This window comes from Exiguobacterium sp. SL-10, from assembly GCF_004337025.1.
Lineage (GTDB): Bacteria > Bacillota > Bacilli > Exiguobacteriales > Exiguobacteriaceae > Exiguobacterium.
Window position 1 is genome coordinate 291,819 of sequence record NZ_SJUP01000001.1, and the last position, 25,629, is coordinate 317,447.

Annotated in this window: 24 protein-coding genes; all 24 read left to right on the forward strand. The window is 54.0% G+C overall.

Features of this window, described 5'->3' with window-relative positions; translation table 11 throughout:
- Positions 1–7: 7 nt before the first annotated feature.
- The 24 genes from murD (at position 8) to pyrE (ending at position 25,579) form a co-directional block, all read left to right on the forward strand.
- Positions 8–1,345: a UDP-N-acetylmuramoyl-L-alanine--D-glutamate ligase gene (gene murD / locus EVJ33_RS01470; protein WP_236634502.1), complete on the forward strand. Its 1,338-nt coding sequence runs from the start codon at positions 8–10 to the stop codon at positions 1,343–1,345.
- Positions 1,342–2,418, forward strand: coding sequence for an undecaprenyldiphospho-muramoylpentapeptide beta-N-acetylglucosaminyltransferase (gene murG / locus EVJ33_RS01475; RefSeq protein WP_131433799.1), 1,077 nt, complete (start codon positions 1,342–1,344; stop codon positions 2,416–2,418). Before murD ends, murG begins: the two co-directional genes overlap by 4 nt.
- An 85-nt stretch (positions 2,419–2,503) precedes the next feature.
- Positions 2,504–3,274, forward strand: a complete 771-nt coding sequence (locus EVJ33_RS01480; protein ID WP_131433801.1) for a cell division protein FtsQ/DivIB — start codon at positions 2,504–2,506, stop codon at positions 3,272–3,274.
- Positions 3,275–3,501: 227 nt separating this feature from the next.
- Positions 3,502–4,785, forward strand: coding sequence for a cell division protein FtsA (gene ftsA, locus EVJ33_RS01485; RefSeq protein WP_131433802.1), 1,284 nt, complete (start codon positions 3,502–3,504; stop codon positions 4,783–4,785).
- Between the two features lie 48 nt (positions 4,786–4,833).
- Positions 4,834–5,979, forward strand: a complete 1,146-nt coding sequence (gene ftsZ / locus EVJ33_RS01490) for a cell division protein FtsZ (RefSeq protein ID WP_021067047.1) — start codon at positions 4,834–4,836, stop codon at positions 5,977–5,979.
- 54 nt (positions 5,980–6,033) lie between these two features.
- The gene (gene pgeF / locus EVJ33_RS01495) at positions 6,034–6,795 is read left to right on the forward strand and encodes a peptidoglycan editing factor PgeF (protein ID WP_131433804.1); all 762 of its coding nucleotides are present in this window, start codon (positions 6,034–6,036) and stop codon (positions 6,793–6,795) included.
- Complete coding sequence (locus EVJ33_RS01500; protein ID WP_131433806.1) at positions 6,792–7,445, forward strand: YggS family pyridoxal phosphate-dependent enzyme; 654 nt, start codon at positions 6,792–6,794, stop codon at positions 7,443–7,445. The genes pgeF and EVJ33_RS01500 overlap by 4 nt, the downstream gene beginning before the upstream one ends.
- 23 nt (positions 7,446–7,468) lie before the next feature.
- Positions 7,469–7,936, forward strand: coding sequence for a cell division protein SepF (locus EVJ33_RS01505; RefSeq protein WP_131433808.1), 468 nt, complete (start codon positions 7,469–7,471; stop codon positions 7,934–7,936).
- Positions 7,937–7,940: 4 nt separating this feature from the next.
- The gene (locus EVJ33_RS01510) at positions 7,941–8,213 is read left to right on the forward strand and encodes a YggT family protein (protein WP_021067051.1); all 273 of its coding nucleotides are present in this window, start codon (positions 7,941–7,943) and stop codon (positions 8,211–8,213) included.
- The gene (locus EVJ33_RS01515) at positions 8,214–8,984 is read left to right on the forward strand and encodes a YlmH family RNA-binding protein (RefSeq protein WP_131433810.1); all 771 of its coding nucleotides are present in this window, start codon (positions 8,214–8,216) and stop codon (positions 8,982–8,984) included.
- A gap of 18 nt (positions 8,985–9,002) precedes the next feature.
- Positions 9,003–9,548, forward strand: a complete 546-nt coding sequence (locus tag EVJ33_RS01520) for a DivIVA domain-containing protein (RefSeq protein ID WP_131433812.1) — start codon at positions 9,003–9,005, stop codon at positions 9,546–9,548.
- Between the two features lie 270 nt (positions 9,549–9,818).
- Positions 9,819–12,545, forward strand: coding sequence for an isoleucine--tRNA ligase (ileS, locus tag EVJ33_RS01525; RefSeq protein ID WP_131433814.1), 2,727 nt, complete (start codon positions 9,819–9,821; stop codon positions 12,543–12,545).
- Between the two features lie 58 nt (positions 12,546–12,603).
- Entirely contained in the window at positions 12,604–13,077 is a 474-nt protein-coding gene (lspA, locus tag EVJ33_RS01530) for a signal peptidase II (protein ID WP_131433816.1), read from the forward strand.
- A complete protein-coding gene (locus tag EVJ33_RS01535) occupies positions 13,077–13,988 on the forward strand; it encodes an RluA family pseudouridine synthase (protein ID WP_131433818.1) in 912 nt (303 codons plus the stop codon). Before lspA ends, EVJ33_RS01535 begins: the two co-directional genes overlap by 1 nt.
- A gap of 201 nt (positions 13,989–14,189) precedes the next feature.
- Complete coding sequence (gene pyrR / locus EVJ33_RS01540) at positions 14,190–14,723, forward strand: bifunctional pyr operon transcriptional regulator/uracil phosphoribosyltransferase PyrR (protein ID WP_114165490.1); 534 nt, start codon at positions 14,190–14,192, stop codon at positions 14,721–14,723.
- 48 nt (positions 14,724–14,771) lie between these two features.
- A complete protein-coding gene (locus EVJ33_RS01545) occupies positions 14,772–16,073 on the forward strand; it encodes a uracil-xanthine permease family protein (protein WP_131433820.1) in 1,302 nt (433 codons plus the stop codon).
- Positions 16,074–16,203: 130 nt separating this feature from the next.
- The gene (locus EVJ33_RS01550; protein WP_131433822.1) at positions 16,204–17,109 is read left to right on the forward strand and encodes an aspartate carbamoyltransferase catalytic subunit; all 906 of its coding nucleotides are present in this window, start codon (positions 16,204–16,206) and stop codon (positions 17,107–17,109) included.
- Positions 17,106–18,386, forward strand: coding sequence for a dihydroorotase (locus tag EVJ33_RS01555; protein ID WP_131433823.1), 1,281 nt, complete (start codon positions 17,106–17,108; stop codon positions 18,384–18,386). The genes EVJ33_RS01550 and EVJ33_RS01555 overlap by 4 nt, the downstream gene beginning before the upstream one ends.
- Entirely contained in the window at positions 18,364–19,446 is a 1,083-nt protein-coding gene (locus EVJ33_RS01560; protein WP_131433824.1) for a carbamoyl phosphate synthase small subunit, read from the forward strand. The genes EVJ33_RS01555 and EVJ33_RS01560 overlap by 23 nt, the downstream gene beginning before the upstream one ends.
- A gap of 1 nt (position 19,447) precedes the next feature.
- The gene (gene carB, locus EVJ33_RS01565; protein WP_131433826.1) at positions 19,448–22,651 is read left to right on the forward strand and encodes a carbamoyl-phosphate synthase large subunit; all 3,204 of its coding nucleotides are present in this window, start codon (positions 19,448–19,450) and stop codon (positions 22,649–22,651) included.
- A complete protein-coding gene (locus EVJ33_RS01570; protein ID WP_131433828.1) occupies positions 22,648–23,367 on the forward strand; it encodes a dihydroorotate dehydrogenase electron transfer subunit in 720 nt (239 codons plus the stop codon). The genes carB and EVJ33_RS01570 overlap by 4 nt, the downstream gene beginning before the upstream one ends.
- Entirely contained in the window at positions 23,364–24,290 is a 927-nt protein-coding gene (locus tag EVJ33_RS01575) for a dihydroorotate dehydrogenase (RefSeq protein ID WP_131433830.1), read from the forward strand. The genes EVJ33_RS01570 and EVJ33_RS01575 overlap by 4 nt, the downstream gene beginning before the upstream one ends.
- Complete coding sequence (gene pyrF / locus EVJ33_RS01580; protein WP_131433831.1) at positions 24,265–24,969, forward strand: orotidine-5'-phosphate decarboxylase; 705 nt, start codon at positions 24,265–24,267, stop codon at positions 24,967–24,969. The genes EVJ33_RS01575 and pyrF overlap by 26 nt, the downstream gene beginning before the upstream one ends.
- The gene (gene pyrE, locus EVJ33_RS01585; protein WP_131433832.1) at positions 24,953–25,579 is read left to right on the forward strand and encodes an orotate phosphoribosyltransferase; all 627 of its coding nucleotides are present in this window, start codon (positions 24,953–24,955) and stop codon (positions 25,577–25,579) included. Before pyrF ends, pyrE begins: the two co-directional genes overlap by 17 nt.
- The last annotated feature ends 50 nt before the right edge of the window (positions 25,580–25,629 follow it).

A 25,629-nucleotide genomic window follows, 5' to 3' on the forward strand; every position in this document is an offset into this window, starting at 1 on the left:
GGAAGACATGCAACAACAGTGGAACGATAAACGAGTTCTCGTACTCGGTGCGGCACGGAGCGGAATCGCGGCCGCCGCTTACTTAAGAAATGTCGGTGCGAACGTAACCATTAACACCGGGAGCGAACCTTCAACGGAAGAACGGATGAAAATCGAAGCGCTCGGCATCAACGGCGTTTTCGGGGCCCATCCGCTCGAATTACTCGACACGGCGGACATGATCGTCAAAAACCCGGGTATCCCGTATCACATCCCGTTATTGCAAGAAGCGATGGCGCGCAAAATCCCAATTTATACGGAAGTGGAACTCGCCTACTTGGCGACCGACGCGACGTTCGTAGCCATCACCGGTTCGAACGGCAAAACGACGACGACGACACTCGTCCATGAATTGCTCAAAGGGGGAAGTCGACCTGTCCATGTGGCAGGGAATATCGGTTTCCCGGCAATCGAAGTCGCATCAAAAGCGAAGCGGGACGACTTGATCGTCATCGAACTGTCGAGTTTCCAGTTGATGGGCGTCGAGCAGTTCCATCCGCGAGCGGCGGCGCTGTTGAATCTTTCGCCGGCTCACTTGGACTACCATGGCGACTTTGAATCATATGCCGACGCCAAAGGAAACTTGTTCCGGAAGATGTCGGCATCAGATCGAGTCGTCGTCAAAGGCAGCGACATGGAAGTCATGAAGCGTGTACCAGCCGAGCTTGATGCCTCGACGTTCGGATATGAGAGCGGAGACGCCTGTGTCGTCGACGGGTGGGTCACATTGCACGGGCAACGCATCATCCGCATCGAGGACCTCGCCCTTGGGGGAGCCCACAACGTCGAGAACGTGTTGGCGGCGTTGTTGCTTGTCGAACCATTTGACATCCCGCAGTCGCATATCGAACGCGTGCTTCAAACATTCGGCGGGGTCGCCCACCGGACGGAAAGTCTCGGGCGAGTGCTTGGCCGCCGAGTGTATAACGATTCGAAAGCGACAAACAACGTCGCCGCTGAAGCCGCATTGAACGGATTCGAAGCGCCGATTGTCTGGGTGTGCGGCGGTCTCGAACGTGGTGCCGACCTTACTTCTCTCGTCCCGGCGCTCGGTCGGGTCAAAGCGATTGTCGCTTACGGTGAGACGGCAGACCGCTTCAAGTCGTTAGGTGAAGCTGAACAGATTCCGTCGTTCGCGGTCGATACACTCGAAGCAGCGGTCCCGCTCGCGTTCGAACAGTCGGCGACCGATGACGTGATTTTATTATCGCCAGCTTGTGCGAGCTGGGATCAATATAAGACGTTCGAAGAGCGTGGCGAACATTTCGTCCGTCTCGTGAATGCCTATGAGGAGGCCAACCGATGAAAGTCATGATTTCTGGTGGAGGAACGGGTGGCCATATTTACCCGGCACTCGCTCTCCTCGACACACTCAAACAGCGCCATCCGAACCTTGAGGTACTCTACATCGGCACCGAGAACGGCCTCGAGGCCGACCTCGTCCCGCGCGCCGGTGTGCCGTTTAAATCGATTCGAATCGCTGGACTGAAACGGTCGTTGTCGTTAGACAACGTGAAGACGGCGTATTGGTTCGTCCAATCGGTCCTCACGTTACGTAAAGAGATGAAAACGTTCCGACCGGACGTCGTCATCGGGACGGGCGGGTTCGTCTCAGGACCGGTCGTCTTTACGGCACAGCAGCTCGGAATTCCGACGATTCTGCATGAACAGAACAGCATCCCAGGCTTGACGAACAAATTCTTATCGAAGAAAGCGGACCGGGTCGCCTTGTCGTTCGCTGGATCCGAGTCACAGTTCCCGGGTGCGAACGTCCGTGTCATCGGGAATCCGCGCGGGAGCGAAGTGTTAAAGACGACGGTGAATGAAGTAGCCGTAAGGGCCGAATACGGGATCGATGAACGTCCAATCGTCTTGATTTACGGTGGTAGCCGAGGCGCCGAGGCCATCAACCGGGCGGTCATCGAGGCTATCCCGGAGCTTGCGAGCGAACCGGTGAACGTGCTCTACGTGACCGGGAACGTCCATTATGACAACGTCGTGGCGAAAGCGCCGAAAGCCGATAACGTCCACGTGTTGCCGTACGTTTACGACATGCCCGAACTGCTCGCGTGTGCAAGTCTCGTTGTGTCCCGGGCCGGTGCCTCGACCATCTCGGAATTGACGGCGCTCGGTTTACCGAGCATCTTGATTCCGAGCCCGTACGTGACGGCTGACCATCAGACGAAAAACGCCTCAGCGCTCGTCGAGAGCGGTGCGGCCGAACTGATTAAAGAAGGGGATTTGACGGGCGAGTCGCTCGTCCGCTCAATCCGGCATGTATTGGCCCATCATGATGAGATGGCCGCAGCCTCGAAACGGTTAGGATTCCCGCACGCCGCAGATTCGCTCGCCGACCTCGTCGAAGAAGTCCGCGCTTGAACGACCGCCACTTTCACTGGGGCTTCGCCCTTAACGTTTAGAAGTGGGCGTATTTTCGCCTAATTCTGATAAAAGGAGAATAGACATGGAGACACGTCAGAACACCGTTCGTAGTTTAGAAGATCGTATCCCATATATGAAAGATCAGCGTCGTAAAAAAGCGAACCGACGCTTGTCGACCATCTTGATCTTATTCGCGGTGCTGATCGCACTCGTCGTATATATGCAGACGTCGGTATCTGACGTGAAAGCGGTGAACGTGAATGGCTTGTCTTGGTTGACAGAAGAGTTTGTACTCGCCGGGACGGACATCGATACGTCCACAAAAATCGTTCAAGTGTCACCGAACGGGATTGAACGAGAACTCCGTGCCGTGCCTGGGGTGAAGGACGTCACCGTCGACCGGTCATGGTATAACGTCGTGACAATCGATATCGAAGAAGAAAAGATGATTGCCTATTCGCGAACAGAGGAAGAGGAAGTCGCGGTACTTGCCGATGGTTCGCTACATCCGACTGGCGGCATCACTGACCCTGAAAAGTTAAAAGACGGTCCGCTCTTGCGCGAATTCACGGACAAAGCTGAACTCGAGAAAATCGCGAACGAGCTCGAACAAGTCGATGACGCGATGCGCGCCCGGATGTCGGAAATCGTCTTCACGAAACAAAAAGGGGAAGCGACGCAGTATGAGATTTATATGAATGACGGTAATACGATTCAAACACCGACGTTCAAGCTTAGTCAAACCGTGTCTAAATACGGCGAAATTTATGAGAACATCCCAAAAGGACAACAAGGAACCGTCGTCATGGATGGTGGATATTATTTCGTTCCGTATGAAAAAAAGAAACAATAATCTGATATTTTACAGTCCTTATACACATAAGGGCTGTTTTTTTATCGATTGTAATCGAATTGACACCCCAAAACCGCTTAATTTGTAGGATTCTACCTTTTCTCACTATCTTATTTGTTGTAAACTTAGACGTGAGATATCTTGCCGGACCTAACAATTTTTTTGGATATCTGTAACAATGTAACGGAATTCAAGTATAGAAATTAAAGCGCGGAGGTGTTTCCCTTTTGGAAGCGAATGGTTATGTGGCCGCATTGGATATAGGAACGTCAGAAATTAAGCTCGTCGTGGGTGAATTACTCGGGGGGACGCTTAATATTTTGGCGGAAGGGTGTGCCCCGTCTGCAGGAGTAAAACGTGGCGCCGTCGTCGACATCGATAAGACGGTTCAAGCCATCAAACAAGCCGTCGAGCATGCCGAAGCGGCACTCGGCGATCAAATTCGGTCGGTATATGTTGCCATTGAAGGGGAACATATCCAAATCGCCCCATGTCACGGAATCGCGTCGGTCAAACGAGAAGACCAAGAAATCACGGATACAGACGTGATCGAAGTCATCAACTCGGCGCAAGTCATGCGTTTGCCGGACGAGATGAGTGTCATCGACGTCATACCATCATCGTTCACGGTCGATCAACAGACAGGTGTCGTCGATCCCCGCGGAATGCTCGGCTACCGTTTAGAGATGCATGGGAAGATGGTAACTGGTTCGAAGACGATTTTACATAGCATTCGTCGCTCCATCGAACGAGCGGGCCTGAAACTCGAAGGCTTCGTTCTCGGCAACTTAGCACTCGGTATGAGCGCGGCATCGGTCGATGAAATCGATCTTGGCATCGGATTGATCGATATCGGACATGAAAAGACGACAGTCTCTGTCTTTTATCGGGGTGATCTCGTCTACTCATATATCCTTCCGGTCGGAGGCGATCATATGACCCGTGACTTGGTTTACAAGCTAAACTGTAAATACCAAGACGCTAAAGTAGCGAAGGAAGAATACGGACTTGCCCTTGAAGAAATGGCAGACACATCCGAGGGCTTCTCGTTCACGAATATTAACGGCGAAGTCACGTTCGAACCGCAAACAGAAATTAGTTATGTTTTAGAGGCAAGAATAGAGGAAATGTTCACGCTTGTGTTGAATAGAGTGCAAAAGGTAGGCGTCCCGACGCTCAGTGGAGGATATCTTCTCTGCGGTGGGGCCGCTGCTTTACCTGGCATCCAAGAATTAGCGACTCGTGTCATGGGTCAAACGACGAGACTGTATCAGCCTTCGTCGATTGGCGTCAGACACCCGAAATACGCGACAGCCGTCGGCGTCCTCAAGTACGTGCTTATGAGCGATCATCACGTCTCGAAATCACGACTTGAAAAGCCGGAAGAACGCGTGACCGTCACGAAACCGGACGGCACGACGCCAAACGACCACTCAGTGGACGAAGAGCGGGACGATCGCGAAACGAAAAACGGATTCGGCCGCCTCATGGAAAAACTATTTGGCGTGTAAACTTGACGTTGTGTTAACAATTGGAAATTACGTAGGGGGATACCTGAAATGATGTACTTTGATGAGGCGATTGACGCCGTAGCAAAAATTAAAGTAATTGGAGTCGGTGGTGGCGGTTCAAACGCTGTCAACCGTATGATCGAGCACGGAGTGCAAGGTGTCGAGTTCATCGCCGTCAACACAGACGCGCAAGCACTCAACATGTCAAAAGCAGATGTGAAGCTTCAGCTTGGCGCGAAGTTGACGCGCGGCCTTGGTGCCGGCGCAAATCCTGATATCGGGAAAAAAGCGGCGGAAGAGAGCCGTGAACAATTGATTGAGGCGCTTGATGGCGCAGACATGGTCTTCGTCACAGCAGGTATGGGCGGAGGAACCGGGACAGGGGCCGCACCTGTCATCGCGGAGATCTCGAAAGAAATCGGAGCGCTCACAGTCGGTGTCGTCACGAAGCCGTTCATGTTCGAAGGTCGCAAACGTATGCAACATGCCCAGCACGGGATTCAAGCGTTCAAAGAAAAAGTGGACACGCTCATCGTTATTCCAAACGATAAGTTGCTTGAAATTGTCGAGCGCAATACGCCGATGATCGAGGCGTTCCGTGAAGCGGATAACGTGCTTCGTCAAGGTGTTCAAGGGATCACAGACTTGATTGCTATCCCTGGACTCATCAACCTCGACTTCGCCGACGTGAAGACAATCATGACGGAAAAAGGTTCGGCTCTCATGGGTGTCGGTGTCGCGACTGGCGAGAACCGTGCCGTCGAGGCAGCGAAGAAAGCCATCTCATCTCCACTTCTTGAGTCTTCAATCGAAGGCGCGAAAGGTGTCTTGATGAACATCACAGGCGGACTTAGCCTCAGCTTGTATGAAGTCACGGAAGCTGCTCAAATCGTACAAAGTGCCGCTGATGAAGAAGTGAACTTGATTTTCGGTTCGGTCATCAACGAAAACTTGAACGATGAGATTATCGTTACCGTGATTGCAACTGAATTCGCAGAAGAAGCGCAAGGGACAAACCCGTTCCTTCAGCAACCGAAGAAACAACCGGAAGCTGAAGTGAACCGTGAGGCTCAACCGAAAGCGCAAGAAGCTGCGCCACAAGATGAAGGGAACTTCCATAGACCGGTCTATGGCGGGGACGTCCCAGACGAGACGATCAACATCCCAGCGTTCGTAAGACAACGCCGTAACTAAACAAAAGGGGGTGCCGGTTCTCGGCATCCCCTTTTTCTAAAAAAGGAGAATCATATGCGACTGTTACATACATGGGAGACCGAGACGGAGCGCTACCGCGCCTATGTGACGACCCGGACGGACGGACATAACGAAGGCAACGTCGGACTTCATGTCGGGGATGATGCGGAACAAGTCGTCGCCAATCGGAAATACTTCTTTGACACAGCAGGTCTCGACCTCGCTGATTCGGTATGGGCTGACCAAGTGCACGAGACAAACGTCGAAGTCGTCGGTGACACGGACCGCGGCAAGGGAGCGTACCGTTACGACGAGACGATCCCGGCAACGGACGGTCTCGTCACGACGGCCGACTCGTTACCGCTCGCCCTTGTGTTCGCGGATTGTGTCCCGTTGTTCTTTTGCGCCAAAGATCATGGCGTCATCGGCGTCGCACACGCGGGCTGGAAAGGAACGGTCGGAAACATCGTGTCCTCGATGACCGATGCGTTCGCGAGGCTCGGCGTACCAGAACAAGCTATTGACATGTTTGTCGGACCAGCCATCACGGCTGAACATTACGAGGTCGATCGTCGCGTCCTCGATGCGGTAGAAGCCGTCTCACTGGCAGCTTATGAAGCGTCAGTCTCAGACGAACGAGCGGACCATGCTTATCTTTCACTCCAACAAGTGAATGAGACGCTCGCCGCCGAAAGAAATATCGAGGTGACCCAATCGAACTTGTCGACCGTTGCCGATCGAAGCTTTTTCTCGTATCGGAATGGAGACGCCAAGCGTCGATTTGCGGCCGTCCTCGTCAAGGAGAAGAAATCGTGAGTATAGCTAAAAATGTATTCGAAGTTAGACAAACCATCGACCAACACCGGGGTGAACAGCCAGTGACACTCATCGCCGTTACTAAATCAGTCGGACCGGACGTGGCGAATGCCCTCTACGCGGAAGGTATCCGCGACTTCGGGGAGAATCGGCCGGAAGGGTTGCTTGAAAAAGTGAAGGAGCTGCCATCAGACGCCAAATTTCACTTCATCGGCAGTTTGCAGACGCGTAAAGTGAGACAAATCATCGATCATGTCGCGGCGATTCACTCGCTCGATCGGAGCTCGCTCGCCGAAGAAATCGACAAGCGGGCCGACCGAATCATCGATTGTTTCGTTCAAGTGAACGTGTCGGGAGAAGCATCAAAACATGGGCTCGAAAAAGAGGAAGTCGTCCCGTTCATCGAGAACTGTAAACAGTATCCTCACATTCGAATCATCGGACTGATGACGATGGCTCCGCTCACTGAAGACGAGGCCGTGATTCGGGAAACGTTCCGAAACTTGAGCCGATTGCGTGATGACGTCTCGCGTCTTGCCTATCCGCATGCCCCGTGCATGGAACTGTCGATGGGGATGTCGAACGACTACACGTTGGCGATTGAAGAAGGCGCATCGTTTGTTCGTATTGGAACCGTACTTGTGCAATAATATATTTTAAGGAGGAATCCGTTATGTCAATCAAAAACAAAATGAAAGACTTCTTTGGACTCGAGGAAGATCCGAATCAAACGTTCGAAGAGGAAGACTATTCCCTCACTGAGACGAAGACACAACCGATGACAGAGCAAATCGTTAAAACCGAGGACCGTCCGAGAACATCAAACAACATCGTCGCATTGAACACGAAGAAGAAAGAGCGTTCGAAAGTCGTTCTCGCCGAGCCGCGTGTATTCGCCGAGGCACAGGACATCAGCGACCAGTTGAAAGAAAATCGGGCTGTCATCGTCAACCTTCAACGGATGTCGAAAGAACAGTCTCGCCAAGTCGTCAACTTCTTGTCAGGTGTCGTCTACGCCTTAGAAGGGACGATGACGTCGATTGGACATAACACGATTCTATGTACTCCAAACAACATCGAGTTAACGGGATCAATCTCGAATTTGATTTCGGAGGACGAACTCAACAGTAAAGGGTGGTAACTGAATGGAAAATGCTATACCTGCCTTAGGCAATACGATTGTTACGTTACTTGGATATTATAGCTGGGTCTTGATTGCCTATATCTTATTATCGTGGTTCCCGAATGCGCGCGAATCTAAATTTGGTCAAATTTTATCGTATTTGTGTGAGCCGTTTCTAAACCCGTTTCGTCGAATCATCCCACCTATCGGCGGGATGCTCGACATCTCCCCGATCGTCGCTTTATTTGTGCTACGGATGGCACAATTTGGAGTGCGAGCGATTTTCGGTATTTAAATGAGCGTCTTCGATCATTATCGTCCGAATGAGCGCCCGTTTATCGAGCAAGTGCTCGACTGGGTTCAACAAGTCGAGGACAACTATGTGTTTAAAGTGACGGACTTTTTAGATCCACGCGAGCAACAAATCGTCCGGCAACTCGTCGGGAAGCAACTCGCGATTTATGAGGACGGCGGGTTTGAAGGCGCTGAACGGCGTCGGCTCATCCTCGCCCCGGACTATTACGAGCTCGACCCGAACGATTTCGATATCGCGATTCGTCAAATCGACTATCCAACCAAATTTGTGGAATTGACGCATCGTCAAGTGACGGGTACGCTCCTGAACGCTGGTTTGAAGCGCCAAAAATTTGGAGACGTCGTCCTCGACGACGGCGTCGCCCAATTCGCGACGACGCGTGAGGCGGTCGGATTCATCGAGATGAACGTCGACCGGGTCGGCAAGGCTCGAATTCGCATCTCTGAGGTGCCGCCGGAATCGGTGCTCATCGTGCCCGAAGTCAAATGGAGCGACGAATTCGGCATCGTCTCATCGCTCCGATTTGACACGGTCGTCAGCGAAGTGCTCGGGTTATCTCGGCAAAAGGCGCAGGCGCTCGTCAAACATGGAGACTGCAAAGTGAATCATAAATCGATTGACGATGCGAGTTTCATTCTTGAACCAGACGATTTGGTATCGATCCGCGGGTATGGTCGCGTCAAATTGACGGCGATTCTTGGCTCGACGAAACGTGAGAAAATAAAAATCCAGTATGGCATCATACGTTGAACTTAGGAGGAAAGTCGAATGGCGTTGACACCGATTGATATTCATAATAAAGAGTTCTCGACTCGTTTTCGCGGGTACGATATCGATGAGGTCAATGAATTTCTAGATCAAATCATTAAAGAATTTGAACTATTGATTCGTGAGAATAGAAGGTACGAAGAACTCGTCAACGATATGCAAGCCCGTATCGACTACTTCTCCTCGATGGAAGACACGTTGAACAAATCGATTATCGTCGCCCAGGAGGCGGCCGAAGAAGTGAAGACGAACGCGGCGAAAGAAGCGAGTCTCATCTTAAAACAGGCCGAACGTGAAGCGCTCGCCCGTGAGGAAGAAGCGTCACGCAAAGAACAGATTGCCGAGCGCGAAGTCATTCAAATGCTCAAAAAAGTCGAGTTGTACCGGACCCGCTTCCGCGTCCTCGTCGATGCACAGATGGAGCTGTTGAACAGTACGGAATGGGACACGATTGTCGGGGAGCCGCCGGTCCAGACGGTTCTTGACGATAAGACTGAACTTGCGTATAATGACGACGAAGTCATACCAACCAAACATCACGGATAATACACAATACGTCGATTAGGACACGTCGATAAAGTCATACCTACGAAGCGACTTAGGGAAGGTGCAAGCCTAAGAGAAAGACTTTATCGGTATCCCCTATGAGTGTCGGGCTGAAGTTAGTAAGCGCGACCGCTTGACCTCGTTATCGGTTACCAAGAGCGGTCTCGGGGTTTTCCCTGAGATTAGTAGGGTGGTACCGCGAGTCGACAAACTCGTCCCTATTAGGGGCGGGTTTTTTTGTTGTCAAAAAAAGATGCAGGAGGAGTTTCAATGAACTACAAAGACACACTATTGATGCCTGAAACAGAATTTGCGATGCGCGGAAATCTGCCGAAACGCGAGCCAGCGATGCACGAGGCTTGGGAACAGATGGACCTATATAACCGCGTCCAAGAAAAAAACGCCGGAAAGCCACAATACATTTTGCACGACGGACCTCCGTATGCGAACGGCGACATCCATATGGGCCATGCGCTCAACAAAGTCTTAAAAGACATCATCGTCCGTTTCAAATCGTTGAATGGCTATCAGTCACCGATGATCCCAGGTTGGGACACGCACGGTCTACCGATTGAAAACGCGCTTCAAAAAGCAGGCGTCAACCGCAAGGAGATGACCGTCGCTGAGTTCCGCGAGAAGTGTGCAGCGTACGCGATGGAACAAGTGAACTCGCAACGCGAACAGTTCAAACGCCTCGGGTTGCTCGCTGACTTTGACAACCCATACATCACATTATTGCCGGAATACGAAGCGGCTCAAATCCGTCTGTTCGGAACAATGGCCGAAAAAGGTTACATCTATAAAGGGAAGAAACCGGTCTATTGGTCACCGTCTTCTGAATCGGCCCTCGCTGAGGCAGAAATCGAATATTATGACAAGAAGTCACCAGCGATTTACGTGGCATTCCAAGTCGTCGACGGCAAGGATGTCTTAGCGACAACGGACCACTTCGTCATCTGGACGACGACACCGTGGACAATCCCAGCCAACCTTGGGATCGCGGTCAGCGACGAGTTGACGTACACGCGTATCGAGCACGATGGCAAAGGCTACATCGTCGCCGAAACGCTCGTGGAAGATGTGACGACGGCACTTGGCTGGACGGATTACACGGTGAGCGGTTCTTGGAACGGACGTGAGTTCGAACACATGACGGCACAACACCCGCTCTACGACCGGACATCGCTCGTCATGATCGGCGATCATGTCACGGCTGATGCGACAGGTCTCGTCCATACGGCCCCTGGACACGGGGAAGATGATTACCGTGTCGGACAAGCTTATGGACTCGATGTCCTTTGTCCGGTCGACGACCGTGGTTATATGACGGAAGAGGCGCCAGGCTTCGAAGGCTTGTTCTATGAAGATGCGAACAAACAAATTGGTATGAAACTCGAAGAGAACGGCTATCTCCTGAACTTGAAATTCATCAAACACTCGTACCCGCACGACTGGCGTACGAAAAAACCGGTCATCTTCCGCGCCACGCCGCAATGGTTCGCGTCTATCAAAGATTTCCGTGACGATATGCTTCGTGAAATCAAAGAAGTGAATTGGGTACCGGAGTGGGGCATGACGCGCCTTTACAACATGGTCCGTGACCGTGGGGACTGGGTCATCAGCCGTCAACGGGCATGGGGCGTCCCAATCCCGATCTTCTATGCTGAAGACGGAACAGAGATCATCACGAACGAGACGATCGATCACATCGCGAACTTGTTCCATGAGCACGGCTCGAACGTCTGGTATGAGCGCGAAGCGAAAGACTTGTTGCCAGAAGGCTTCACACATCCGAACAGCCCGAACGGCGAGTTCCGGAAAGAGCTCGACATCATGGACGTCTGGTTCGACTCAGGTTCGTCTCATGCGGGTGTGCTCGAACAGCGCGATAACTTGCGCCGTCCGGCCGACTTGTACCTTGAAGGCTCGGACCAATACCGCGGCTGGTTCAACTCGTCACTGTCGACGGCAGTCGCGACGACAGGCAAAGCGCCGTATCGCAACGTGCTCAGCCACGGTTTCGTCCTCGACGGCGACGGACGCAAGATGTCGAAGTCGCTCGGCAACACGATCGCACCGAACGATCTCGTCAAACAGTACGGAGCGGAAATCGTCCGTCTTTGGGTCTCGTCGGTCGACTATCAGTCGGATGTCCGTGCATCGCACGACAACTTCAAACAAGTGTCGGAAGTGTACCGGAAGATTCGTAACACGTTACGCTTCTTGCTCGGTAACTTGAACGGGTTCGATCCATCGATGCGTGTCGCATTCGAAGACATGCCGGAAGCGGACCGCTTCATGGCGACAAAACTGAAACAGCTTCAGACGAAAGTCGTCAAAGCATACGACACGTTCGACTTCATGGCTGTCTATCACTTGAGCCATAACTTCTGTGTCAATGAGTTGTCTTCGTTCTATCTCGACTTTACGAAAGATATTCTTTATATCGAACGTGAAGACGATGCACGTCGTCGTGCTGTCCAAACGGTCATGTATGACACGGTCGTCACACTTACGAAATTGCTTGCACCGATTCTCCCTCACACGGCAGATGAAGTATGGCAAGAAGTGCCGGCGAAACAAGCGGATAGCGTCTTCTTGACGGACCTTGACGAAGTAGCGGCATTGTCGGAAGACGAGAAGGCGTTGCTTGCGAAATGGTCGAAGTTCCTCACGTTCCGGGACGATGTCTTGAAAGCGATTGAAATCGCCCGTGGCGAGAAGTTGATCGGGAAACCACTTGAAGCGAAATTGCTTGTCGCGCCTAAAGGTGAGACGAAACAGTTGCTCGAGACGATTGACAACGTACGCCAATTGCTACAAGTGTCACAACTTGATTACGTCGAGTCGGCTGATGTCGATTATGCGACAGCCGAAATCAGCGTCCTGAAGGCTGACGGTGCCGCTTGTGCCCGTTGCTGGACGTATTCGACCGAGCTTGGTCAAAACACTGAACATCCAGAGCTTTGCCCGCGTTGTACAGAAGTCATCGCATAAGCCGGACCGGAGTGGCGATCGTCCACTCCGGTTTCTTGTGACTTGAAAGGAGAATTTGATGAAACGTTACTACGGATTAGCACTTTTCCTCATTTTGCTCGACCAAGTGACCAAATGGATCGTCGTCCAGACGATGACAATCGGACAATCGATTGAACTGATCCCTGGTCTACTTTATTTGACGTCTTACCGCAATAAAGGCGCGGCTTGGGGCATGCTCGAAGGACAGATGGTGTTTTTCTTTATCGTCACCGCGGTCGTCGTCGTCGGTCTGATTTACTTCCTGCATAAAGAAGTGAACGGGTTCGATTTGCTCGGTTACAGTGTCGGGTTACTGCTCGCCGGTGCGATCGGGAACTTCATCGACCGTCTGTTTCGCGGCGAAGTCGTCGACTTTGTCGACACGTATCCGTTTGGCTATAACTTCCCCATCTTTAACGTCGCCGATATGGCACTCACGTTCGGGGTCATCTTCATGATTATCGGCGTCTTGTTCGAAGAAAAATTAAACAAAGAAAGGGGACAATCGTAATGGAAACTTACACATTTGTCGCCGAAGAAAAGGCACGTATCGACAAATGGATGAGCGAACAAAGTGACTGGTCACGTTCGCAAATCCAAGACTGGATCAAGGCGGGGGACCTCCTTGTCAACGGCCAGGTCGTCAAGCCGAACTATAAACTGCAAGAAGGCGACGAAATCGTCGTGACGGTCCCGGAGGCCGTCGAACTCGAAGTCTTACCTGAGAATATCCAGCTCGACGTCGTCTATGAGGACGAGGATGTCATCGTCGTCAACAAGGCACGCGGCATGGTCGTCCATCCGGCGGCCGGGCACACGTCAGGGACACTCGTCAACGCGCTCCTCTATCACTGTGATGACTTGTCAGGCATCAACGGCGTCAAGCGTCCAGGTATCGTCCACCGCATCGACAAAGACACGACCGGTCTCCTCATGGTCGCGAAAAACGATGTGGCGCACGAATCGCTCGCGAGCCAGTTGAAGGATCGTTTGATCAAGCGTGAATATATCGCTCTCGTCCATGGCGAAGTCGCCCATGAGCTCGGGACGATCGAGGCGCCGATCGGGCGTGACACGAACGACCGTCAACGGATGACGGTGACGGACAAGAACGCGAAAGAGGCGATCACACACTTCCGTCTGCTCGAGCGCTATAAAGACTTCACGCTCGTCGAGTGTAAGCTCGAGACGGGGCGGACGCACCAAATCCGTGTCCACATGCGTTATATCGGCCATCCGCTCGCCGGTGACCCGAAATACGGTCCACGCCGGACGATTCAATTGAACGGACAAGCGCTCCATGCGGCGACGCTCGGTTTCTATCACCCGCGCACGGACGAATGGCTCGAATTCGAGGCGCCGCTCCCGGCCGACTTCGAGGCAGAGCTTGCAAAATTGGACAAAATCGAGAAAACGCGTTGACTTTCAACCGATTCCGATTTATAGTCTAGGAAGCATAACACCTTTAAACCCAGTCCAGAGAGGCTGTGAAAGGATTGTGACCGCGGTCACGACACGTCGATTATTTGAGGCAGAGGTCTGCCCTCACATATGAAGACTTCCTTTTCCAGCCGGATGAGGAAGTCTTCTTTTTTTATACAATTTGAGAGAGGGGGGAACTGTTTGAAACGTTCTACCATATTGGATGAAGCGGCCATCCGCCGCGCTTTGACCCGAATCGCCCATGAGATTATCGAGCGAAACAAAGGGACGGACAACGTCGTGCTCGTCGGGATAAAAACCCGTGGTGAGACGCTCGCCGACCGCCTCGCGCATCGGATCGAAGAAATCGAAGGCAAGCCGATCGCACTCGGTAACTTAGACATCACGCTCTATCGGGACGACTTATCCAAAAAATCACTCGACCCGGAAGTGAAAGCGACCGAATTACCGCACGACATTAACGGCAAGACGGTCGTCTTGATTGACGACGTCCTCTACACGGGCCGGACGGTGCGTGCCGCCATGGACGCACTCGTCGATCACGGTCGCCCGGATTATATCCAGCTCGCCGTCTTGATCGACCGGGGACACCGCGAACTACCGATTCGCCCCGACTTCGTCGGCAAGAACGTCCCGACATCGAAAACAGAACAAGTCGTCGTCCGACTCAGTGAAGTCGACACGACCGATGAAGTGTTCATCAAACAGCAATAAACCAAAACCTTTAAGGTGGTCCAGAGAGGCCAGGAAGGAGATCTACAAATGAAACCAATCCTCAACATCCACGAGCGTCCCGCTCACTTACCACAATGGCTGCTCTTCAGTCTGCAGCACGTCTTCGCCATGTTCGGAGCGACGATTTTAGTCCCGATTTTGACTGGACTGAACACGTCCGTCGCCCTCGTCGCTTCCGGTGTGGCCACGCTCTCATTCCTAGCGATTACCCGCTTCAAAGTTCCGACCTATCTCGGGTCAAGTTTCGCCTACATCGCCCCGATTATCGCGGTTAGCCAGCAATGGGGCGTCGAAGCCGCCTTGTTCGGTGGTATCATCGCCGGATCGGTCTACGGTGTCGTCTCGCTCATCATCTATAAGACGGGTGTGAACTGGTTGCTGCGCCTCTTGCCGCCAGTCGTCGTCGGTCCAGTCATCATGGTCATCGGCTTATCGCTCGCGCCGGTCGCGATCGACATGTCGATGAATAAAGACGGTGCCTACAATGGAACGTTCATCACCGTCGCGCTGCTCACGCTCGGCATCACGATGTTCGCCATGACGACGCTCAAAGGAGTGTGGGGCGCCGTACCGATCTTGTTCGGGATCATCGGTGGTTACCTCATCGCCGCCCTGTTCGGCATCATCGACTACTCGGCGCTCGGTCAAGCGAGCTTGTTCCAACTGCCTGACTTCACGATGGTGTTCGTCGACTATATGCCGATGTGGCAAGTCGGAGCACTCTTAGCCATCGTCCCGGTCGCGCTCGTCACGATGACGGAGCATATCGGCGACCAGATGGTCACGTCAAAAATCATCGGACGCGAAACGATGAAAGATCCAGGTCTACATCGGACACTCCTCGGCGACGGTGTCGGGAAAGCGGTCGCCTCGGCGCTCGGTGGTCCACCATGTACGACTTACGGTGAGAACAACGGGGTCATGGCCATCACGAAAGTGTACAGTGTCTACGTCATCGCCGGAGCAGCGCTCATGGCCATCAGCTTTGGTTTCCTCGGTCACGTCGAAGCGTTCATCTCGACGATCCCGAACCCGGTCAAAGGCGGCATCTCAATCCTCTTGTTCGGAGTCATCGCTTCGAACGGTCTGCGGACGATGGTCGAAAGCAACGTCGACCTCGCTGAGAAACGCAATCTCATCATCGCCTCGGTCATCCTCGTCATCGGACTTGGTGGGGCAATGGTCCAACTCGGTAGCTTCCCGGTTCAAGGGATGGCACTCGCCACAGTCGTCGGGATTCTCTTGAACGCTTTCTTGCCAAAAGAAGAGGCGGTCGACGAAGCTGCTGCCGAAACAACTGAAGATACACGACAAGCAAGTAACTTTTAATTCGATCCCGTGAGGTCGGCAAAGTGAAGGCTCGTTTATTTGGGTGTAGTCTACCCAAATGAAGGCGTCCCTTCACGTAGGTGAAGAGACGCCTTTTCTCTTTGCCTTCAAACAAAAGGAGGAGACGAACATGAACATCATCAAACAACAACCGAAGCATTTTGTCAGTCTGGACACGCTCTCGCTCGACGAGATCATGGGATTGATCGAGGAGTCGCTACGCTACAAACAAGGGGACATGCCGCCCTTGTTTGACGGCAAGACGGTCGCGAACTTGTTCTTTGAAAACTCGACGCGAACGAAAAATTCGTTTCAAATGGCCGAACGGCACTTGAAAGTCCAGGAGATTCCGTTCGACGTGGCGACGTCATCGGTGACAAAAGGGGAGACGTTGTACGACACGTGCAAGACGCTCGAGGCAATCGGGGTCGATGCCCTGGTCATCCGTCATCCGGAGTCGGGTTATTACCATGAACTCGTCGAAAAGTTGAACATTCCGGTATTGAACGGCGGTGACGGCAGCGGGGAACACCCATCGCAGTCACTTCTCGACCTCGTCACGATCTTTGAAGAGTTCAAGACGTTCGAAGGCCTGAACATTGCCATCTGCGGTGACCTTGTCCATAGCCGTGTCGCACGTTCGAACGCAAGTGTGTTGAGACGGCTCGGGGCGAACGTCGTCGGTTGCAGCCCGGCCTCATGGTGGGACGAGTCGATGGGACTTGAGCATCGTGACCTCGATGATGTGTTAGCGGACTGTGACGTCGTCATGCTGCTCCGTGTCCAACACGAGCGCCACATCATGGGTGACATCTTCTCGAAAGAAGATTATCATGCGCGCTACGGATTGACACCGGAACGCGTCGAGCGGATGAAACCGTCCGCCATCATCATGCATCCGGCCCCGGTCAATCGGGACGTCGAGATTGCCGGCAGTTTGATTGAACATCCGAAGTCACGCATCTTTCCACAGATGACGAACGGCGTTTACGCCCGGATGGCCATTTTAAATCGAGCATTAGGGGGACAATTATGATACTTCAACACGCAACTTGGTATGACGGTAAAACGAAACGGACGACGCATCTATTGATCGAGGACGGCGAAATCCGATCGGTCGACTATGACGGCACGACCGAAGGACATGAAGTGATTGATGCGTCAGGGAAGCTCCTGATCCCTGGGCTCGTCGATGTCCACGTCCATTTGCGCGAACCGGGCGGGGAAAAGAAAGAGACGATCAAGACGGGAACAGAGGCGGCAGCGGCCGGCGGGTTCACCACAATCTGTGCCATGCCAAATACACGTCCGGTACCGGACGACCGGGCGACGATGGACCAGCTCTTGGCTAAGATCGAGCAAGATGCCATCGTGCGCGTCCTGCCATATGCTGCCATCACGAAACGGCAGCTCGGCACTGAACAAGTCGACATGGCCTCTCTTGCAGATTCGTTCGCATTCACCGATGACGGGGTCGGCGTCCAATCGGCGGCGATGATGCGTCAAGCGATGCGGGAAGCAAAACGTCTTGATAAGGCGATTGTGGCCCACTGTGAGGACAACACGCTCAAGGCCGGTTCGGTCCACGAAGGCCGGTTCAGTGAAGAACATGGCATCCAAGGCATCCCGAGTCTTGCAGAAAGTATCCATATTGCTCGCGACGTCTTGATCGCCGAAGAGACAGGTTGCCACTATCACGTCTGTCACGTCTCGTCACGGCAGTCGGTGCGCGTCATCCGAGACGCCAAACGGGCCGGGATTCGTGTGACGGCCGAAGTGACGCCGCATCACCTTGTCCTCTGTGAAGACGATATTCCAGGGCTTGACCCGAATTTCAAGATGAACCCACCGCTTCGGAGCGCGGACGACCGGGAGGCGCTCCTTGAAGGGTTGTTCGACGGGACGATCGATATGATTGCGACCGACCACGCCCCACACACGGCCGAAGAAAAGGCAGCCGGCATGGAACGGGCCCCGTTCGGCATCACCGGATTCGAGACGGCGTTCCCGCTTCTGTATACGACGTTTATTAAAACGGGTCAGATGGAAGAAGCGGCGCTCATCGACTGGATGACGAAACGTCCGAGCGACGTGTTCGGGTTGCCGTATGGCGTGATTGAAGTCGGACGAGCGGCGGACTTTGCCCTCATCGATACCGAGACGGAGCGAATGGTTGACCCGACAACGTTCCGTTCGAAAGGAAAGAACACACCGTTCGCCGGGAAGAAATTGGTTGGTTGGCCGGTCATGACGATCGCGGCCGGAAAAATCGTATATAAGGGGAGATTCGATGAAACGAACATTATGGCTTGAGGATGGCACTTCATTTGTTGGAACAGCGTTTGGTGCAGATGTGGAGACAATCGGGGAAGTCGTCTTCCAGACAGGGATGACCGGGTACCAGGAGATGTTGTCCGACCCATCTTACTGCGATCAACTCATCGTGTTGACGAACCCGTTGATTGGCAACTATGGCGTCAACCGCGAAGATTTTGAGACGACCGTGCCGATGGCGAAAGGGCTCATCGTCAAAGAAGTGTGCGACACACCATCGAACTTCCGCTCGACGGCATCGCTTCATGATACACTCAAACGCTTCAATATCCCTGGTCTAGAAGGGGTCGACACACGTATGTTGACGCGTCACTTACGCTCGCTCGGCGTCATGCGCGGCGTCATGGTCGACGGTGAATCGACGTGGGCATCGGTCAGCGACCGATTCGATGCGTTATTTCCGACCGACCAAGTCGAACGCGTCTCGACGAAGCGGGCGTACGTCAGCACCGGTAGCGGGCCACGGATCGCCCTCATCGATTTTGGGGCAAAGCTCGGGATCATGCGTGAACTCGTGAAGCGCGACTGTGAAGTCGTCGTCTTGCCGCACGACGTGACGGCCGAGGAAGTGATGCGTTATGAACCGGACGGCGTCATGTTGTCGAACGGGCCGGGAGACCCGAAAGACGTACCGACGGCGCTGCCGCTCATCGAACGTCTCATGCCCGTGTTACCGATCTTCGGGATTTGTCTCGGTCACCAATTGATTTCGCTCGCGAGCGGGGCAAACACGTTCAAACTCCCGTTCGGTCATCGTGGCGCTAATCATCCTGTGCTCGAACTTGAGACCGGTGCGGTGACGATCACATCCCAAAACCATGGCTACGCGGTCGACGAGGCATCGCTTGCGAAGACAGGGCTCGTCGTCACACACCGTGCCGTCAACGATGGCACGGTCGAAGGTGTGAAGCATCTGCATCACCCGACATTCTCAGTCCAATACCATCCGGAAGCGGCACCAGGTCCATATGACGCCAACGACTTATTTGATCGCTTCATGCAGATCGTCCAAGAAAACAAACAGAAAGTAGGAATGTGACATGCCAAAACGACCAGATATTCAGAAAATCCTTGTAATCGGATCCGGCCCGATCGTCATCGGACAGGCGGCAGAATTTGACTATGCTGGTACCCAGGCGTGTCTTGCCTTAAAAGAAGAAGGATACGAGGTCATCCTCGTCAACTCGAACCCAGCCACAATCATGACCGACCCGACGACGGCGGACCGTGTCTACATCGAACCACTCGAACCAGAATTCGTCGAACGCATCATCCGCCAAGAGCGTCCGGACGCACTCCTCGCCACACTCGGCGGCCAGACGGGCCTCAACTTGGCGATGGAACTCGACCGTCGCGGCGTGCTTGAAGAGTGCGGCGTCGAATTGCTCGGAACGAAATTATCGGCCATTGAGCAGGCCGAAGACCGGGAGCAGTTCCGCGACCTCATGTACAAACTCGGCCACGGTGTCCCGGAAAGTGAGATCGTGCAATCACTCGAGTCGGCTTGGGGGTTTGCCGAGCGGATCGGCTACCCGATCATCATCCGTCCGGCGTACACACTCGGAGGAACCGGTGGCGGGATCGCCCATGACCGGAATGAATTCGAACAGTTCGTCGAATCAGGGCTGAAAGCGAGTCCGGTGACACAAGTGTTGCTCGAGAAATCGATCGCCGGCATGAAAGAAGTCGAATATGAAGTGATGCGTGATTCGAGCGACCAAGCAATCATCGTCTGTGCGATGGAAAACTTTGATCCGGTCGGGGTCCATACGGGCGACTCGATCGTCTTCGCACCGACACAGACCCTGTCTGACCGCGACTACCAGATGCTTCGCAGCGTCTCACTCGACATCATCCGCGCCCTCGGCATCGAAGGCGGATGTAACATTCAGTTCGCGCTCGACCCGGACAGCTTCACGTATTACGTCATCGAGGTCAATCCGCGCGTCTCGCGCAGTTCGGCGCTCGCCTCGAAAGCGACGGGATACCCAATCGCCAAGTTGGCTGCAAAAGTGGCGGTCGGCTACAAGTTGTCAGAACTGAAGAACCCGGTGACGGAGACGAGTTACGCCTCGTTCGAACCGGCGCTCGACTATGTCGTCGCTAAAATCCCACGGTTCGCGTTTGATAAATTCGAGACGGCTGACCGTCGCCTCGGTACGCAGATGAAAGCGACCGGCGAAGTGATGGCGATCGGTCGTAACTTGGAAGAAGCACTTCTCAAGGCCGTCCGTTCGCTCGAACTTGGGACAGAAGACTTGGCCGTGCCACGGCTCGCGCAACTAAGCGCGGAGGAGCTCGATCGTGAGTTGACGACACCGACGGATGAGCGGCTATGGATGCTTTATGAGGCGCTCCGCCGCGGCTACTCGACGGAACAGTTGCATGAACTGACAAAAATCGATCGTTTCTTCTTATCGAAGCTCGCTCGGATTTGGCAACAAGAAGAGACGCTTCAGCGTGAGTCGCTCTCGAAAGAACGCCTCATCGAGACAAAACGCCTCGGTTTCAGCGACAAGATGATCGCTCGAATCACGAATGAGACTGTGGAGACAGTGACGTCGCTTCGGAACGATTGGGGCGTTCGTCCGGTGTATAAGATGGTCGATACGTGCGCCGCCGAGTTCGCCTCGGAAACACCATACTTTTACGGGACGTACGAAGTCGAGAACGAGGCCGTGAAGACGGACAAGCCGTCGATTCTCGTCCTCGGATCGGGTCCGATTCGGATTGGGCAAGGCGTTGAGTTCGACTATGCGACCGTCCACTCGATTCAAACGATTCGTGACGCTGGCTATGAAGCGATCATCATCAATAATAACCCGGAGACGGTGTCGACCGACTTCTCTATCTCGGACCGGCTCTATTTCGAACCGCTCACGACCGAAGACGTGCTTGAGGTCATTCGTAACGAACAGCCGCTCGGCGTCATCGTCCAGTTCGGAGGCCAAACGGCCATCAACTTGGCAGCTTCACTCGAAGCGGAAGGCGTTCAAATTTTTGGAACATCGCTTGAAGACATCGACCGCGCCGAAGACCGGAAAGCGTTTGAAGCGACGCTCTCGGCCGAACGGCTCGCCCAACCGCCAGGCAAAACGGCAGTCACGGTCGAAGAAGCCGTCGCGTGCGCCGACATGCTCGGCTATCCGGTGCTCGTCCGCCCTTCATACGTCCTCGGCGGCCGTGCGATGGAAATCGTCTATGAGCGCACGGAACTCGAGCGGTATATGCGCCACGCCGTCGTCGCCTCGAAAGACCGTCCTGTCCTCATCGACCGCTACTTGACGGGGATTGAGATTGAAGTCGACGCCATCTGTGACGGGACGGACGTCTATATCCCGGGTATCATGGAACATATCGAACGAGCCGGCGTCCACTCGGGTGACTCGATCGCCGTGTATCCGCCGCAACGGTTGAGTGAGGCATTGAAAGAAAAAGTCGTCGACTACACGATCAAACTCGCCAAGGCGTTCCGGATTAAAGGGTTGCTCAATATTCAATTCGTCTACGCCGACGACTTGTACGTCATCGAAGTCAACCCACGGGCGAGCCGGACCGTCCCGTTCATCTCGAAAGTGACGGGCCTGCCGGTTGCGCGCATCGCCACGCAGACGATTCTCGGGACGAGCCTGAAACAACTCGGTCTCGGGACTGGCTTGCATCCGGAGGCGGACGCCATCTCGGTCAAAGTGCCGGTGTTCAGTTTTGCGAAACTAAAAGAAGTCGACCCATCACTCGGACCGGAAATGAAATCGACCGGTGAAGTCATGGCGACAGACCGCACGCTTGAAAAGGCACTCTACAAAGGGCTCGTCGCTGCCGGTATGACGATCGCGTTGAAAGGGAACGTCCTGTTGACGGTCGCTGACCAAGACAAGGACGAGGCGCTTGACATCGCCCGCCGTTTCAATCGACTCGGATTCCGACTGATGGCCACATCGGGTACGGCGAGCGCTCTTTCAGCAGACGGGCTACCGGTCCATTCGGTCGGGAAAATCAACGAATCTGGTGAGACGATGCTGAGCGTCATCGAACGAGGAGAAGTCGACATCGTCTTGAACACGACGACGCGTGACGCCCTCGCGACGAAAGACGGGTTCATCATCCGTCGAGCCGCGGCCGAGCAGGGAGTACTTTGCCTGACGTCGCTCGACACGGTCAAGGCGCTGCTCCAAGTCATCGAGAGCCTGTCGTTCCAAACGACGAGTTTGCCGGCGTTCACGACATTCGGGGTGACCGTATGAGACAACTTGCGACGATTCGTTCGAACCGATTGATCGCGACAGCGACGATGGAGATGAAAGTTGAGATTTCCCCACAAGAAGTCGCGCCGGGTACGTTCTTTCACGTGAAGACGTCAGAGCTGTTGCGACGTCCGCTCTCGGTCGCAAACGTCGAGGACAACGTCGTGACGTTCCTCTATAAAGTGATTGGGGCTGGCACGACAGACCTCGCCGCACGTCGGCCCGGCGACGTCTTGGACGTCCTCGGTCCGCTCGGCAACGGCTTCCCGCTCGAACAGACGGGCAAGCGGGTCGTCCTCGTCGGTGGGGGGATCGGGGTGCCGCCGCTCTATTACACGCGGCGCATGCTCGCCGCACGCGGAATCGAGACGGTGGCAATTCTCGGATTTGATACGAAAACGAGTATTTTTTATGAAGATGCGTTCCGCGAACTGGGGGAGACAATCATCACGACGGTCGACGGAACGTATGGGGAAATGGGGTTTGTGACCGGCCCGCTCGCGCAAGTCGATGCCGATGTGTTATTCAGCTGTGGACCAGAGCCGATGTTGAAAGCGGTCGCCGCGTCACATATCGAGGAGCGGTATATCTCGATTGAGAATCGGATGGGGTGTGGCATTGGAGCTTGTTTCGCGTGTGTGTGCCAAGCTCCCGGCGGTTATGTCAAAGTGTGCAGTGACGGACCGGTATTTCGTGCGGAAGAGGTGACGCTATGAGACTACACGTCGACTTACCTGGATTACAGTTAAAAAATCCGATTATGCCGGCGTCAGGTTGTTTCGGATTCGGTGAAGAGTTCGCCAAGCTTTACGATTTATCCGTCCTCGGAGGAATCATGATCAAGGCGGCGACGGGTGAGACGCGGTATGGGAACGGGACGCCCCGGGTCGCCGAGACGGCGCAAGGGATGCTGAATGCCATCGGCCTTCAAAACCCGGGCGTCGATGCGATCATTGAAGAGAAGCTTCCGTTTTTGTCAGAATTTGATACCGAGATTATCGCCAACGTGGCCGGCTCGACGCCAGAAGAGTACATTCACGTCGCCCGCCAGATGAGTGCCGACCCGACCGTTAAAGCGCTCGAACTGAACATCTCGTGTCCGAACGTGAAGTGCGGCGGAATGCAGTTCGGGACTGATCCTGAGATGGCGGCTGAATTGACTCGGCTTGTCAAAGCGGCTTCCTCAAAACCGGTGTATGTCAAACTGTCACCGAACGTCACGTCAATCACGACGATGGCGCGTGCGGTCGAAGCGGCCGGCGCTGATGGGATTACGATGATCAACACGCTCGTCGGGATGCGCATCGATGTCACGACCGGGCAACCGATTCTCGCCAATCGCATCGGGGGATTGTCTGGGCCAGCTGTTAAACCGGTGGCCATTCGCATGGTGTATGAAGTCGCTCAGGCTGTTAATATCCCGATTATCGGGATGGGCGGCGTGCGGACGGTCGACGATGTGTTAGAGTTTATTTACGCAGGTGCCTCAGCGGTCGCGGTCGGAACGGCCAACTTTGAAAATCCATACGTCTGCCAAGAAATCATCGAAGCGTTGCCGGGACGGCTTGACGAACTTGGCATCGATCATATTTTAGACATCAGGGGGAAAGCTTATGAACAGACTGTATCTCGCGCTTGATGTCGAAACAGGCGCCGACGCGTTCCGTTTGTTAAAACGAATCGAACAGAAGCCGGCCGTCAAAGTGGGGATGGAGCTGTTTTATCGCGAAGGGGGGCGCTTTGTCGAGCAACTCGTCGACAGTGGATACCCGGTCTTCTTAGACGTCAAAGTGCATGACATCCCAGAAACAGCACGGCGGACGCTCCGTCAAATCGGGCGTCTCGGCGTCGAGTTGACAAACGTTCATACACTTGGTGGTGAGACGATGATGCGTTACGCGTTAGATGGTTTACGTGACGTGACTGACACGACGAAATTGATTGGGGTCACCCAGTTGACGTCGACCGATGAACGAATGCTTGCCGAAGAACTACACATCAATGGGGGACTGGAACAGGCCGTCCTCCGCCAGGCTGCCATGGCCGACCAAGCCGGACTCGACGGAGTCGTCGCGTCCGTGCATGAGGCCCGCGCGATTCACCAAGCGCTCGGATCGTCATTTTTGACCGTGACGCCGGGCATCCGCATGAACGAGACAGCGGACGATCAAGTTCGCGTCGCCACACCGAAAGCGGCGCGTGAGGCCGGTGTGTCGGCCATCGTCGTCGGCCGGCCCATCACACGGGCCGAAGATCCGAACGCCGCTTATGCACACTACTTACAGGAATGGAGTCGAACTTATGAGACAAATCGCTGAAGCATTATTACAAATCGAGGCCGTGACCCTTTCACCAGAAAATCCATACACGTGGTCGAGCGGGATGAAGAGTCCGATTTATTGTGACAACCGTTTGACACTCAGCTATCCTGACGTCCGCAATCTCATCATCGATGCGCTCGTCGATGTGATCCGTCCGCTCGACGTCGATGTCATCGCCGGGACGGCGACAGCGGGGATTCCTCATGCGACGCTACTGGCCGACCGGCTCGGCTTGCCGCTCGTCTACGTCCGTTCGAGTGCGAAAGGGCATGGGAAAGGGAATCAAATCGAAGGGCGATTCGAGCCTGGCGCTCGTGTCGTCGTGATTGAAGATTTGTTGTCGACCGGTTCATCGAGCATCGAGGCCGCCAAAGCGATTCAGAAAGCGGGCGGGGAGGTCGTGAAGATTCAAGCGATCTTCTCCTACAGTCTGAGCCATCTCGCTATCAATCTGCTAGACTCCGGTTTAACTGCGCACGCGCTGATTACACTATTGGATGTGCTCGAGGTCGCCGTCAAGAAGCGCATCATCAGTAAAGAAGAGGCTGCTACTTTACGTGACTGGCAAAGTGATCCGACAGGTTGGAGCGCTCGTGTCACATCGTAATCTACTTTTCTAAGAATCCACCTCCGGGCGGATTCTTTTTCAATTGGTAA